Annotated in this window: 10 protein-coding genes; 6 read left to right on the top strand and 4 right to left on the bottom strand. The window is 59.3% G+C overall.

The genetic code is table 11. The annotated features are described in order from the left end of the window. Window positions 1-116: 116 nt before the first annotated feature. Window positions 117-1,106 (bottom strand): alkene reductase, encoded by a 990-nt coding sequence (locus O4H32_RS09650; protein ID WP_407932642.1) that lies wholly within the window; start codon window positions 1,104-1,106, stop codon window positions 117-119. A 176-nt stretch (window positions 1,107-1,282) separates the two neighbouring features. Here O4H32_RS09650 and O4H32_RS09645 point away from each other — a divergent pair, with 176 nt between their 5' ends. The 6 genes from O4H32_RS09645 (at window position 1,283) to O4H32_RS09620 (ending at window position 6,161) form a co-directional block, all read left to right on the top strand. Continuing rightward, entirely contained in the window at window positions 1,283-1,939 is a 657-nt protein-coding gene (locus O4H32_RS09645; protein WP_269358646.1) for a potassium channel family protein, read from the top strand. Window positions 1,940-1,982: 43 nt separating this feature from the next. Further along, window positions 1,983-3,347, top strand: a complete 1,365-nt coding sequence (locus O4H32_RS09640; RefSeq protein WP_269358645.1) for a TrkH family potassium uptake protein — start codon at window positions 1,983-1,985, stop codon at window positions 3,345-3,347. Window positions 3,348-3,411: 64 nt separating this feature from the next. Next, a complete protein-coding gene (locus O4H32_RS09635) occupies window positions 3,412-4,230 on the top strand; it encodes a transporter substrate-binding domain-containing protein (protein ID WP_269358644.1) in 819 nt (272 codons plus the stop codon). Window positions 4,231-4,330: 100 nt separating this feature from the next. Further along, window positions 4,331-5,047: an ABC transporter permease gene (locus O4H32_RS09630; protein WP_269358642.1), complete on the top strand. Its 717-nt coding sequence runs from the start codon at window positions 4,331-4,333 to the stop codon at window positions 5,045-5,047. Then, on the top strand, window positions 5,044-5,727 hold the full coding sequence (locus O4H32_RS09625; RefSeq protein ID WP_269358641.1) for an ABC transporter permease: 684 nt from the start codon (window positions 5,044-5,046) through the stop codon (window positions 5,725-5,727). The genes O4H32_RS09630 and O4H32_RS09625 overlap by 4 nt, the downstream gene beginning before the upstream one ends. A gap of 26 nt (window positions 5,728-5,753) precedes the next feature. Next, window positions 5,754-6,161, top strand: a complete 408-nt coding sequence (locus O4H32_RS09620; protein ID WP_269358640.1) for a YchJ family protein — start codon at window positions 5,754-5,756, stop codon at window positions 6,159-6,161. Between the two features lie 58 nt (window positions 6,162-6,219). Here O4H32_RS09620 and O4H32_RS09615 read toward each other — a convergent pair whose 3' ends face one another. The 3 genes from O4H32_RS09615 to O4H32_RS09605 form a co-directional block, all read right to left on the bottom strand. Beyond that, the gene (locus O4H32_RS09615) at window positions 6,220-7,275 is read right to left on the bottom strand and encodes a glycosyltransferase family 2 protein (RefSeq protein WP_269358638.1); all 1,056 of its coding nucleotides are present in this window, start codon (window positions 7,273-7,275) and stop codon (window positions 6,220-6,222) included. 143 nt (window positions 7,276-7,418) lie between these two features. Further along, window positions 7,419-8,249 carry a flagellin N-terminal helical domain-containing protein gene (locus O4H32_RS09610; protein ID WP_269358636.1) on the bottom strand — a complete coding sequence of 277 codons (831 nt, stop codon included), beginning with the start codon at window positions 8,247-8,249 and terminating at the stop codon, window positions 7,419-7,421. 155 nt (window positions 8,250-8,404) lie between these two features. Continuing rightward, a complete protein-coding gene (locus O4H32_RS09605; RefSeq protein WP_269358634.1) occupies window positions 8,405-15,172 on the bottom strand; it encodes a glycosyltransferase in 6,768 nt (2,255 codons plus the stop codon). Between the last annotated feature and the right edge of the window lie 63 nt (window positions 15,173-15,235).

The raw sequence follows: 15,235 nt of genomic DNA, 5'->3' as shown, positions 1-15,235 counted from the left end.
TTGCCCACCTCGCGACTTGCAAGCGGCTCGGATTCGACAGGCTCGGAATAGTCCGCGGGGACTATTCCGTGTCCAGCCTCATCCTCGTGCTCCGGTCGAATGCGAGCCCGGCTGATTCAGCCCGCAGCGGCCTCCGGCACCAGCGGCAGACCGTCCCGGACCTGCCGGACCAGGTCGGGATTGCGCACGAACGCCCGGCCGAAGGCAACCGCCTCGCCGCGTTCCGCCTGGACGGCGCGCAGCGCGGAATCCGGATCATAGCCCTCGCTCAGCACCAACGCGCCGCTGAAAGCGTCCCGGATCACCGGAGTCAGCGCATCCGCGCCCTCGCGCTCTCGCACGCAGATGAACGCGACGCGACGCTTGCCCAGTTCTCGGGCTACGTGGCGGTACAACGCCGCCGGATCGGAATCCCGCATGTCGTGGCGATCGCCCCGCGGCGACAGATGCACCCCGACACGCCCCGCCCCCCAGATGCCGGCGCAGGCGTCGACGATTTCCAGCAGGAAGCGGCTGCGTTTGCACACAGAGCCGCCATAGTCGTCCTGACGACCGTTGGAGCCATCGTGCAGAAACTGGTCGATCAGGTACCCGTCCCCGGCATGCACTTCCACCCCGTCGAACTCCGCCTGCCAGGCGTGTCGGGCCGCCTGCTCGAAATCCGCGATCACGCGCCGGATCTCGTCGAGCCGCAGGCTGCGCGGCACGACGAAACCATCGGCCTGAGGGCTCGATCCCAAGCCGCAAGCAATGGCGCTGGGCGCCACCGGCATTTCGCCCGACAGGTATTCCGGGTCCGATACCCGCCCGGCATGCCACAACTGCAGGACGATGCGCCCGCCGCGCCGGTGCACGGCGTCCGTCACCGACCGCCAGGCCTGCGCCTGGGCGGAATTCCAGATGCCCGGCGTATCCGGATGCCCGATGCCCAACGGCGACACCGAGGCGGCCCCGGCCAGGATCAGGCCCGCGTCGGCGCGTTGAGCGTAGTACGCGCGCATGCCGTCGTCGGGCACGCGACGCTGCACAGGCCACCCGCCCGCCGGCGGCGCCATGACGATACGGTTGGGCAGTTCGATTTCACCCAGCCTGACCGGATCGAACAAACTTGTCATATCATGCGGGAAAAAGCGGGGCTGGTTCAGCGCATTCCCTATCGTAATTTGCTGCAACGCACCATCCAGATATCAAATTCATACGAAAATCCATCAGGGTTTTTACCAGATTTTCACGTCCCTGACCATGGCGGAAACGCCATCCGGGACCCGCACGAAGGAACATCATGGGACAATTCGCCGTCATCGGCCTGGGCCGCTTCGGCAGCGCCACCTCTCTGGAACTGATGCGGCTGGGTCACTCGGTCCTGGGCGTGGACGCCGACAGCCGCGTCGTCGATCAGATGGCCGACAGGCTGACCCGCGCCGCCATCGCCGACGTCACCGACCGCGACGCCCTGGCGGAACTGGGTTTGCCAGAATACGACGTGGTGCTGGTCGCCATTGGCGAAGATCTCCAGGCCAGCCTGGTCTGCACCGTGCATCTGAAATCGCTGGGTGTAAAGGTCCTGTGGGTCAAGGCCTCCTCGCGCGCGCACCACCTGATCCTGGCCAAACTGGGCGCCAGCCGGATCATCCACCCCGAAGACGAAATGGGCATCCGCATCGCCCAGGTGCTCAGCTACCCCATGGTCAACGACTACATTTCCCTGGGCAACGGCGAGTTCGTGGTCGAAATTGAAGCCAGCGCACAACTGGACGGCCGCACCCTGGGCGATGCGCTGACCACCGACCCACCGGGCGCCATCCACGCCCTGGCCGTCAAGCGCAGAAGCGAGACCACCGTGCAGCCCACGGACCAGTTCGTCGTGCGCGCCAAGGACACACTGATCCTGTTCGGCTCGCTGCAGGATCTGAAAACCGCCGCGCCCAAGCTGATCTGAACGGCACATCCGTGGCCCGCCCCTCCTACCGTCCAGACTGACCATGGCCCGCATTCACATCCACCCGCTGCGGGCCTACCGTCAGGCGCGCCACACCGGCCAATTGCAGGCCAGCCCGCCCGCCGTCCTGGCCGGCAGCTTCCTCTTGCTGATCCTGGCCGGAACCGCGCTGCTTTCCCTGCCGATCGCGCAACGTCAGCCCTTCGGCATATTCGAGGCGCTGTTCTCCGCCACATCCGCCGTCACCGTCACCGGCCTGATGATCATCGACCCGGCCACGGACCTGAGTTTCTTCGGCCAGGCCGTGCTGCTGGCCCTGGTGCAGATCGGCGGCATCGGCTTCGTCACCTTCGCCATCATCGCCACCCTGACGCTGGGCAGGCGCGTCAGCCTGAAATACCAGGCGCTGGCACTGGAAGCCTTCAACCAGACCAGCGTGTCCCGCATCCGCCAGACGGCGATGACCGTGCTGAAATTCTCCCTCGTGATCGAGGGTGCCGCCATCCTGATCCTGACCCTGTGGTGGTGGCGTCACGACAGCCTGGAGCATGCCTTCCTGCTGGCCGGATTCCATGCCGTATCGGCCTTCAACAACGCCGGCATGTCGCTCTTTCCCCATAGCCTGGCGGGCTTCACCGGGGATCCGGTCACCACCTTCGTCATCACCGGCTGCATCATCCTCGGGGGGCTGGGGTTCAGCGTGCTGGCCGACATCCAACAGAAACGCAGCTGGGCCTCGCTGGCTTATTACACGCGGCTGATGCTGATCGGCACGCTGATCCTGAACCTGGCCAGCTTCGCGCTGTTCTGGCTGATCGAGGCGCGCAACCCCCACACCCTGGGCGCGCTGCCGGTCGCCAGCCAGGGCCTGGCGGCCTGGACCCAGGTCATTGCGGCGCGCACGGCCGGTTTCACCAGCATGGACGTCGGCCAGTTATATGACAGTTCGCGCTTTCTGCTCACCGGTCTGATGTTCATCGGCGGCGGTTCGCTGTCCACCACCAGCGGCATCAAGCTCGCCACTTTCATCGTCCTGCTGGCGGTCGTCCGGGCCTACATCCTGCAACGCAAGGAAGTCGTGCTGATGCACCGCACCATCGCCCCGGAAACCATCCAGAAGGCCCTGGCCCTGATGATGGTCTCGGGCCTGCTGGTCTGCCTGGGCATTTTTCTGGTCAGCCTGTTTGAAAACCAGCCCTTCATCGCGGTGGTCATGGAGGTGATGTCGGCCTTCACCACGACCGGCATCAGCCCCGATCTGACCAGAACCCTGAGCCTGCCCAGCCAGACCGTGCTGATCCTGCTGATGTTCATCGGACGGCTGGGGCCCCTGACCCTGGTCTACAGCCTCGGCACGCAACGCCGCAGCCGGGTGCGCTACCCGGAGACCGTCGTGCAGATCGGATGAATCGCGGCGCCCGATGTACTACTATTACTTTTTTCAGTCCCCACCTTTCTTTAGGATCCCGTCCATGGTGATTTCCATCGCACGACAGGCGGCGCTGTGCGCCGCCCTCGGCCTTGCAGGCCTGGCCACCACGGTTTCGGCCGCCACGCTGAAAATCGGCACCGAGGGCGGCTACCCGCCCTGGAGCATGGTCGACGCCAGCGGCAAGGTCACCGGTTTCGACGCCGACGTCGGCCACGCCCTGTGCAAGAAGCTCGACATGAAATGCCGTTTCGTGGTCCAGGCCTTCGACAGCCTGATCCCCGCTCTGCAGGCCGATCGTTTCGACCTGGTGATCTCGGGCATGTCCGTCACCGCGGAACGCGCCAAGGTGATCTCTTTCAGCATTCCCTACGCCACCGAAGACTCGGCCTTCGTCCTGCCCAAGAACGACGCCCTGCTGAAGGCCGCCGATCCCAAGGCCCTGATGGCCGGCCTGGCGGGCAAGACCGTGGGCGTGCAAAGCGGCACCACCCAGGGCGCCTTCCTGCAGAAATACGCTCCGGACCTGAAGCTCAAGACCTACGAGACCCAGGACCAGATGCAAATGGACCTGTCGGCCGGCCGCCTGGACGCGACCTTCTCCGAAGTCACCCCCCAGAGCCAGTTCCTGGACACCGCCGGCAAGGGCAAGTTCGCCCTGGCCGACGCCGTGGTCAAGAGCAGCGCCGACCCGGAAATCCTGGGCCTGGGCATCGGGGCGGGCATCAACCAGAAGAACACCGAACTGAAAGCCAAGGTGGACAAGGCGCTGTGCGAGCTGATCGCCGACGGCACCATCAAGGCCTCCAGCACCAAGTGGTTCGGCGTCGATCTGTCCAATTACGCCGCCTGCAAGAAGTAATGCCTGACCGCGCCGCCGGTTCCTCCTCGGGCCGGCGCCACTCCCCCAGGGCCGCCGATCGCCGCGCGCCGGCACCGCCCTGGGGTTTTCAATCAACGTCATGATTCAGACCCTGCACGACATCCTGAGCGCCGGCTGGGGCGGCATGCTGCTGCGCGGCGCGGCCATGACCGTCTTCATCAGCGTGTGCGGCATCGTCCTGGGCATGGCCATCGGCATCGCCGGCGCGGCCGCCAAGACCGGCGCCAACCGTCCGGCACGCGCGCTCGTCAGCCTGTACACCCTGATCGTGCGCAGCGTCCCGGAATTGCTCATCATCTACCTGTTGTTCTTCGGAGCCGTACAACCCGCCGCCGACCTGGCCGACTGGCTGGAATGGGACGACCTGATGAGCACCGTCTTTCCGATGCTGATCGGCATCCTCGCCATCGCCCTGATCTCGGGCTCCTACAGCGTGGAGGTCTTCCGCGGCGCCTTCAAGGCCATCGACCCCGGCCAACTGGAGGCCGCCCGCGCCATCGGCATGGACCGCCGCCAGTGCCTGCGACGCATCACCCTGCCGCAGCTCTTCTGGTACGCCCTGCCCGGCGCCAACAACGTCTGGCAGGCCGCCCTGAAGGACACCGCCCTGGTCTCGCTGGTCGGCCTGGTCGAACTGATGCGCGCCGCCGTGCTGGGTTCGGCCGCCACGCGCGCGCCCCTGGCCCTGTATCTCATGGCCGGCATCCTGTATTTCCTGATCGGCGCCTGCAGCCAGGGGCTGTTCGCCTGGGCCGAGCGCCATTTCGGGCGCGGCATGCGGGGGGCCGGACGATGATCGACCTGTTTGAAAAAGCCGTCCCGGTCCTGATCGAAGGCTTCTGGGTCACCCTGCGCATCGGCCTGTTCTCCATCCTGTTCGCCTCGCTGCTGGGTCTGGGCGCGGCGCTGATGCGCACCGCGCGCCATCCGCTGGTATCGGGCACCGCCCTCGCCTACAGCACCGTCTTTCGCGGCACGCCGCTGCTGATCCAGCTGTTCCTGCTGTACTACGGCATCGGCACCCTGGCGTTCGTGCACGACCAGCCCATCCTGTGGTGGCTGTTTTCCGACGGTGCGCGCTGCGCCATCCTGGCGATCGCCCTGAACAGCGGCGCCTACATGAGCGAAGCCATTCGCGGCGGCCTGCAATCCGTGCCCGCCGGCCAGTTGGACGCCGCCGCATCCTGCGGCATGAGCGGCCTGCAGATCTTCCGCCGCATCCGCTTTCCCCTGGCCATCCGCCAGGCCTTCCCGGCCTACAGCAACGAACTGGTGCTGGCCATCAAGGGCACCAGCCTGGCCTCCACCATCGCCGTGATGGAGCTGACCGGCTTTGCCCGCCGCCTGATGAGCCAGAGCTACCTGATCGTCGAAACCTTCGTCATCGCCGGCATCCTGTACCTGGCCATCAACGTCACCCTGCTCGGCTGCGCCTGGCTGGTGGAGCGCGGCCTGGGGATCCGCTCGGGGGAATAGAAGCCGCGACCCGCCATCCCGCCACGATGAAACGCGCCTCCGCCCTCCCCGCCGCCTGCCCCTGCGGCCTTCCGGCCGCCTACGCCGACTGCTGCGGCCGCTGGCACCACGGCCCGCAGTATCTGCAGGCGCCCGACGCGCAGGTCTTGATGCGCTCTCGGTACAGCGCCTACGTGCTGGATGAGCTGGACTACCTGCTGCGAACCTGGCATCCGGACACCCGGCCGGCCGCGCTGGAACCCAACGAAGCGGGGGCACGCTGGCTGGGGCTTGACGTGCGCCGCCATGACAGGATCGACGCCGATCATGAGATCGTGGAATTCGTCGCGCGGGTGCGGATTCAAGGCCGCGCCTCCAGAATCCACGAAATCAGCCGGTTCACGCGGGTGGAAGGCGTCTGGGTTTATGTGGATGGGGACATCAGACCGACCTGAGGCAGGACATGGAACACGCCATTCAGCCTCCGGCAACGGACGATCCGGATACCGCGGCCTACACCCCGCGCATTTCCCGGGCCTTTTCCCGATAGTCGGCCGCCAGCGCTTTCCGCCCGGTATTCTCGTACAACACGGACAGGTTCTGTGCGGCCAGATAGCTGCCCCGGCCAGCGACGGATTCCGACAGATCCGGGCGTTCGCCGATCTCCAGGCACTTCAGCCAGCTGGATTCCACGATCGGCAGGAATTGGGATTCCGCCTCGGCGGGATACCGGATCGCCCAATCCAGGAAGACGTCCGCGACACAGAAGAAATAATCAGGGGAATCGGGCCAGTTGGCGAATTCGTTTTCCGCCAGCAGGATCGCCTGCTCCAGACGGCCGGCCTGCTTCAGCGTGTATAGCGACCGCATGATCAGATCATGCCTGAACGGATCACCCTGCGCGGACCGGTCGATCGCCTGCAGAAAGTGCTCGGACGCCTCGGCATGACGATCGTAGATCGCCAGTTCCTTGCCCAACTGATAGAGCCAGTACGGATCCCCGGGGGATTCCTCCAGCGCCAAGCGCAACAAGGCCTCGTTGCGCCCTTTCTTGGCTTCCAGGCCCTCCGGCATGTAACCGTCGTGGCCCACGCGGATATCCAGGCGTCGCCAAGGGAGTCCGGCGGTGTTGACCGCCTGTTCGTGGATCCGGCCGGCATACATCGTGCCGCGCGGCAGAATCCGGGTCACCCACTCCGTGGACTCGCGGATCGCGCCATTCTGCATGAAGCGATTGACGATGGCGATTTGCCCCAGGAACGGTTCCGAACCCAGCCGACGCAACTGCTCGTGGCCCGATTCCAGCCAGTTGTCGTCATCCAGGATCAGGATCCAGTCGCAAGAAGCATGGCTCAGCGCCGCGTTCCTCGCGGCGGAAAAGTCATCGACCCATTTGAAGTGATGGACCAGGGCGCCGAAGCGCCTGGCAATCGCGACGGTGTCATCGGTCGAGCCCGTGTCCAGCACGATGATCTCGTCGACGCAGCCCTGGACGCTGGACAGGCAGCGGGGCAGCGTGGCCGCACCGTTCTTGACGATCATGACCAGGGCAATCGTTGGATCCGTCATGGAATTGGATTCATCCGTGTGCATGGGACATAGGAAATGGCTGGAGCTTACTCGATACCCGGAAAGAAAAAAACCACCAGGGAAGACCTGGTGGTTCTTGAAACCCCGGAGCGGCCGGAACCGCCCCGGACTGCAGCGTCGAATTAACGCAGCAGGGACAGCATGGTCTGCGGGACCTGGTTGGCCTGCGCCAGCACGGCGGTGCCGGCCTGTTGCAGGATCTGAGAACGCGTCATGTTGGAGACTTCCGTCGCGTAGTCCGCGTCTTCGATCCGCGAACGCGAGGCCGACAGGTTGGTGATGGTGTTGTTCAGGTTGGCAACGGTGGACTCCAGACGGTTCTGGTAGGTGCCCAGAGTACTACGAGCCGAATCAACCTTCTTGATAGCCGCATCCATCGCATTGATCATGGTCTGCGCATTACCGCTGGTAGACACGTCACCGCCCGACGCCGTACCACTGATGCCCAGACCCGAAACCGTCGCATCAGTCGTGCTAATGGCGATCGAGTCATTGGCGGTCGTGTTGGCACCAACCTGCAGGTTGATGGTGCCCGTGCCGTTCAACAGTTGGGTCTCGTTGAACTTGGCACCCTTAGCCACGCGATCGATTTCCTCCAGACGCGACTTGATTTCTTCCTGAATGGAAGTTCGATCGGCCGTACCGTTTACGTCGTTGGCGGCTTGCACGGCCAGTTCGCGGATACGCTGCAGGTTATTGTTGATTTCGCTCAGGTTGCCTTCAGCCGTTTGAGCCAGCGAAATACCGTCGTTAGCATTGCGGGCAGCCTGGGTCATACCGCGAATCTGGGCGGTCATACGGTTGGCAATGGCTTGGCCAGCGGCGTCATCCTTGGCGCTGTTGATGCGCAGGCCCGAGGACAGACGCTGGATCGCGGTACCCAGGGAATTTTGGGACTTGTTCAGATTGTTCTGGGAGACCAGAGCGAGGTAATTGGTGTTGATAACAGCCATGAGAGACTCCTAAGAGATTCGGCGAAGGATTCGCCCTTTTTGCCCAGGATGACAAACCGAGTGACCTCCTGTTCTGCCTCGTTAACGGAGGTGAAACGGAGAACTTTAGGGGCAGCTGGAAAAATTTTTGTACTCCAACTCCGATTCAGTTCGTATCAATTCCCCACCCACTGCGCTCGCCAAGTCTCCGCATGTCTCTCATCCAACATCCAAGAGCGTAGCACCGCATCGCGCAAGACATTGCCTGCCTGGGCGGACGCATCCAGATCATACGTATGCATGCGGATCGCATTCACCCAATCCTTGAAGCGCGGCTTGTTGACCCGCGTGACCGGCAGATTGCCGCGATAAGGCTGCACATCACTGCAAACGACCGGGATACCACAAGCGCCGTACTCCAGCACACGCCGGTTGCTTGTGCATTGGTTGAAGCGCGTGTCTGCCAGCGGCGCCAAGGCCACATCAAGATTCAGGCTGGCCAGTTGCGCAGGATAGTCATCCATGCTGGTTTCAGCATGCCACTCATACGCATAGCGCCGGATTGCATCGGGGCAAGCTCCAAGGAAGACCCACTCAACCTCATCCGCCAAAGCCTTGAGCACATCCACGATCAGATCCAAATCATTGTAATGATCCAACCCGCTGGCCCAGCCCACGCGCGGTTTTCGTCCCTGTCGGCGCAAACTGGATAGTGAGGACCAATCCGGCACGAAAAGCCGGTTTTCCACCACTCGAACATCAGGGTGCAAGCCCTTCAAGGCTTCCGCCAATGGCTCGGTAGACACGATAAGACGATCCACCAGCGCCAAGGATTCCCGCATGAACTTCAAGATTTCTTTGGGTTGGTGCTCTCGGTACGCGCTATTGCCAGGCAGAGTGGGCAAGTAATCATCCAGATCCGCCACCTTAAAACAATGGGAGAATTTCGCCAAGCGCTGCTGCGCATCAATCTGATCCACCCGAACCTGGCGCTGAAATACTACGGTATCCGGAGCTAGGCGTTCTGTTTCAATCAGTAGGTCGCTTTGATCGCTAATGCCGATTGCCGCCAGACCTGAGATATTCAGCGTCCGGCCGGGATGCACAACCCGATAATAGCCGCTAGCCTGACGATCCGCAGGCACAGCCAGCACCACGGGCAAAGGCCGCCAACGCAGCGGCTGCCAATTGAGTTCCGCCCGCGTATTCACACTGAAGCCATGCCCTTGTAAGGTCAGGAGCGGAGAGTACGCAGGGTCACGCGCAATGGTCGGCATCCACTTGGCATAACACGCATCCTGCTCTGCCCGGAATCGCTGTATTTTGGTCTGCACCGCCGTGATATCTACTTTGTTCTGGCTGACGCTGCCTTCATGCATCAACACGGCATGAGGCGTCCAGACCAGCAGATGCCCCGATTCACGCACCTTCAAGCACAGATCAACGTCGTTATAGGAAACTTTGAACGCGCCTTCGTCCAGCCCGCCCACGTCACAATAAAGCGACGCACGTATCATCAAGCATGCCGCAGTGACGGCGCTGTAGTCCTGATCCACCTGCAGCCGATACATGTAACCCGGCTGGTTGGAATCGCCACCGATAAAGGGGTGATCCGCCGGCCCGCGCAGGCCTAACACAACGCCGGCATGCTGAATGCGACCATCAGGATACAAAAGCTTGGCCCCCACCACACCTACCTCCGGGCGCTGGGCATGATTCAGCATGGCATCCAGCCAATCGGACTGCAGAATGGCCGTGTCGTTATTCAACAGCACCAGGTATTCACCCCGCGCCTGGCTGGCCGCTAGGTTGTTCATAGCTGAATAATTGAAGGGATACGGGTAGCGCAACACACGCAATTGGGGGCTGTTCATCGCCTCGATCCCATCCAGCCACGCGCAGGCATCCGCCTCGTCGCTGCCATTGTCTACGATCAGAACCTCGTAATTTTGATAGGTGGTTTTTTCCAGCAAACTATCCACGCAGCGCAGCAGCATGGGCAACTGATTGCGCGTCGGGATGATGATGGATACACCGGGCTTTTCCTGATGTCCATATTGCACCCGATAGCAGCCTGGCAGATGCGCGGAAACCGCCGCATACTCATAGCCTTGGTTACGCACATGGCGCAGCAGCGCTTTTTCTTCGGATGCCTTGGTTTCAAAGACCGGCATCGAGGTCACCAACACAGGCTCCGCGATGTGCGCCAAGCCGGCCACCCCCCCTCTATCAATCAAGCGCAACAACAGATCAAATTCTGCCGCATCGCCAAAATCCGGGTCAAAGCCCCCAGCTTTCAGGAACACATCCCGGCGGAAGACCCAATGGCGCGCCATCGTGGCGGGTGTCGAGCGCAATAAGTCCAGATTGAAATCCGGGCGAAAAAAGGCCGACAACTGCCCCGACGCATCGCGCGCCATTTCATCGCCATACACCGCGCGCGTATCCGGCGCAGCCAATATATGCTGGGCCAGCATATGCAAGCCCGCGGAGGTGAACTCATCTCCCGCATCAACGACCAATAGCCAGTCGCATGCCAGTTCGCCCGCCAGGCGGTTGACGACATCCAGCACTTGAACCGCATCGCCGGCGGGCGCATGCTGCAACTGTGGCATGGTGGAGGGTAAATTCGACGCTTGCCCTCCGACGACAAAAATTTGCGTCGGAGAAAAACCGTCACATAGGGATTCCAGGCTACGCAACGTACGCGCCAAGGCGCCGGCATCCTGCTCTATCCACTGAATAAACAGTGCAACCTTGGGCATACCGCCTTGTTGAGAAAAATATTCAGTCAACAATCTGGATTGCGCTGGACTGAATACCCGCTTAGCCAGCCAACGAGACAATGGATCCTCTGAGTCAGAGCTTGGTGACCGAGACTTCGCTACCCTCATTTCACGCACAGCAGCAGAAGGAAGGGGGGCTGCCGTCGGATTTGTAGTTAACGCACCAGATTCCTGAGGTTTGATCACAGCGCCAGACTCAACCAATTCCGACTGAGACGTCACCACGATCTCCTGCCGAGCTAGCGGTTCGGGCTCCCCCGCAGGCGCCACGCCCCACGCACGGACCCACTGATCCAGGAAAGCGCCCTCCAGCATCCAATCGCGTAGCACCGCATCGCACAGCGCGTCGCCCTGCTGTGCCAAGGCCACAGGATCTGCCAGTTGCTCGCGAATCGTCCGCACCCAGTCCTGAGGGCGATTGCGCACGCGTGAAACAGGCAGCTCCCCTTGGTAAGGTTCGATATCTGTACAGATTACCGGTACCCCACACGCGCCCAGTTCCAACAAGCGTAGGTTGCTCTTGCTGCGGTTGAACTGGTTCATTTCCAGAGGCACGACCGCCAAGTCCAAATTCAATGATGCCAGCTTGGCTGGGTATTGCGCAATCGGGACGCCAGCATGAAACTCACATGAAATACCGTCCGGCTTCGAGCCCATGAATACCCATTCTACGTCGTCTTGCAGATCTCTGATGACAGCACGGAGCTCAGCCAAATCTCCGGTATGACTGCTACCGCCCGCCCAACCCACGCGCATCTTCTTGCCCGCACGGCGACGACCCTCCAGTCCCCCCCACCACGCAGGCAGCAAGCCATTCTGAGCGACCCGGATATCACCATGGAACCCGGCATACTCCTGAGCCAGCACAGGAGTGGATACCACCAGCCAATCCACCTGCTCGATGGCCCGGCGCATCTGCTTGATCCAGCTTTGCTTAAACGTCTTGCGATAAGCGCTGCGGGTCGGGATGTTGGGTAAATAGTCATCAAACTCCAGCACAACCTTGGCGCCGGTAATCTCGCGGTAACGCCTGATCTGGGTCAAAATACCTTCATTGAGCCAAGCCCCTTGCAGCACAATCACATCCGGTTGGATACGCGCTACATCTGTAAAGTGAAAATCCCGGTATTTAACACCGCCTTCAGTGCGCAACTCACCCGCCAGAGCCTGGAATGGATGAAGAATCCGATAATGACCACAACCGTGCCAATCCGAATGCGAGGCCAACACCACTGGCAAGGGGCGCCCCGGCAAGGGGTCGTGAATCCGCGCAGCATCCCGACTCAAACTAAATCCGGGAATAGATTTATCAAATGCTGGATGGTAATACAGGTCACGCGCCAGTTGTGGTAGCCAGCGGGCGTAGAGGCGATCGCGCTGATCGTCGTCTGGATGAGCCTCTAGGCCGAATTTCTCCTTCAGCAAACGGGTGGCTCCACCCATATGCTGCAAACCGGTCTCGGGTTCCAAAGCCAGTAGATAACCCGCCTGCGTCGCTTTCAAAGACAAATCTGTATCTGCGTGATACACCGGGAACGCCTGCGTGTCAAAGCCGCCCAATTCCTGGAAAACCGTCCGCCGCATCATCAGGCACGACGCGCTCAGCGCACTGGCGTTCTGCTGCACAACCAGACGATACATATACCCCTGTGCGTCGGAGGCCATCCCCCGGAATGCCGCCCCCACACTATTATCCAATCCAAGCACCAGGCCATACTGATCAACCTGACCATCGGGCAAGTCAAGTCGAGCACCAGCCATGCCGACCTCGGGGCGCACGGCCAGCCGCAGCAGACGTTCCAGCCAATCCGAGCGCGTCTGAGGCGAAAATTGAATGTCGTTGTTCAGAAAGAGCAAGACATCGCCTCGCGCCTGTTCAACGGCAAAGTTATTGATAGCGGCAAAATCAAAGGCTTGTGGCCAACGCAACACGCGTACCTGATTCGTGCCCATGCCTTCCAGACCGGACAAAAAGCCCAAAGCCTCTTGATCCACGCTACCGTTATCCACGATCAACAGTTCGTAGTTTGGGTAGGCGGTATGTTCCATCAAGCCTTCAACGCAATCACGCAGCACGACAAAGTGATCGCGTGTTGGAATGATGATGGACACCAAGGGCCGCTCAGACAAGGGATATTCCACACGGAAAAATCCCAAAGCAGGTCCAAGCTGAACTTGCGCATCTACTCCCATGCGTTCAAAGTGCATCTGTGTCACTACGGGGGACCAGACCTGCGTACTCGTATCCCGGACCCAGTCCATCAAACCGACCGACGCATGCAGCAAGACCTCGGGAATATGCCCCACCACAGGCGGACCCGCCTGCTCGACCAGGCGCCAGACCAAATCGATCGGGGCTAGGTCGGCCACCCTCGCATCAAGCCCGCCTACCGCCTGAATCATTGCAGTACTAAGCACAAGATTCCGGCCAACATAGGGGTAGCTGCGTAACAGATCGATATTGAGATCGGGTTTGAGCATCGGGTTGGCCGCCACACCGTTTTGCAAAACGGTTTCATCGGCATACCAGATCAAAGGATCTGGATTGCGCAAGCGGTATTCGCCCAGCGTCAAAGAGGCATGAGGGAGCAGTTGATCTCCCGCATACAAAATCCATAGGAAATCAGGTGCGCTACCTTGCTCGATTTTACGGGACAACAGCGCAGGCCAGGGTTCATTGCCGATGACGGCTTCAACCATCCCACCTACTGCTTCAGGCGGAATCTGGGGGCCAATAAGCCAGATACTATCTACAGGCCTGTGCTGTGCGGCCAAGCTATCCAAGGTATCGACCAGAACATGCGGGTCTGAGTCATCCGGCACAACCACGGCAACACCCAGCGTCCCCACATCAGGGTTGGTTTGCAACATGGCTTGAATGGCGAGAATGCGGGCGGCAGATGGAGCGCGCTCATTCATCCAATTGGGGACAGACCATTGCAATGCCCTTTCATCACTCGAAATTGCACTGGAATCCCTACCGATAACCGCTTGATCTATAGCCGAAACACCCACATTCAAAGCATCTGCGCAAAATTTGGCAAATTTTTCCGAAAGCAGTTCCTTCCCGTCTTCAGCAGGAGATTCAAATAACTTAACTATCTCCAAGAACCACTTTACAAAACCAAAATCAAATTCAATTGAATTTTTATCTTTTAAATTACAATAATAATCAAATCCAACTAAAGCAGAATCGCTGTCTTTAAGCAAACCTCTTATAAAAATCCGAACCCCATCCCTGGATAAATCGGCCGCAATAAAACCATCAAAAAACAAATGCCGAAAAACATGCTGCGCACATATCTTTTTTTGATTTTCATCAACAATTGGAGAAAACCTCCCTTGAAGAAAAACAGCGCACTGCACGGCAGTGCTAAGCTTCATGAAGTAAACCATTGGAAATTTTAATCCAACGCCCTCGAAAAGCAATTTATAAAACCTATCAAATTCCTCTCCGCCACCTCCTCCATGAAAGGGATAATGAACAAAGAAACCCTTTCCTGAAAGTTGATGGAAATCTCCTTGTGATAATCTACTTAGCTCAAAAATACTCTCCATCAAGGTGAGCCCTTGGAGAGGAGTATTTATTAAAAAATCAATAGCCGGATTAAGTGTTACTCGCCGACTAACATCGTACATAGTAACTCGTGGTGCCCAGCCGTTCCAATAACGTATCCTATCAATTGGACACTCACCTTCCATTGTAGGTTGATTAATTTTATGAAATTGTCGATTACCAAAGTCAACAAAAACCGCACCAGCAGATATGCATGATGCCCGCCCATTCTTCAAAAATGAATTATAGGCATCCAAATAATATTCCGGGGAAACAAAATCATCGTCAGCCATAATGGCACTAAACTCAACATTGGCACACCACTGATGGAGGAAATAAAAATTATCGATGGCGCCAATATTTTTTTTATGAGCATAGAAAAATATATTATTATTTATATTTTTTATATTCATTAAAAATTCATGCTTTTCTGTGATTTCACTGTTATCAGAAATCAAAACTACAACATCCCCACCCGCAACACCAATCAAAGAAGCTAGAATAGCTCTAACTTTAAAATCCCATCTTGCAGTAGGAATCAGAATAGCAAATTTTGCCGACTCAGGGATGGCAGGAAAGTCAATCAAATCCCCAGAAAACATATATCAATCCACCCTATTGTTTTGCACAAAATTTAGCTGCACAGTAAAAATATTTAATTGAAA

This window comes from Castellaniella denitrificans, from assembly GCF_027214045.1.
GTDB lineage: Bacteria > Pseudomonadota > Gammaproteobacteria > Burkholderiales > Burkholderiaceae_B > Castellaniella > Castellaniella denitrificans_A.
The sequence above is the reverse complement of the archived record's forward strand: the minus strand, read 5'-3'. Positions and strand labels throughout refer to the sequence as shown.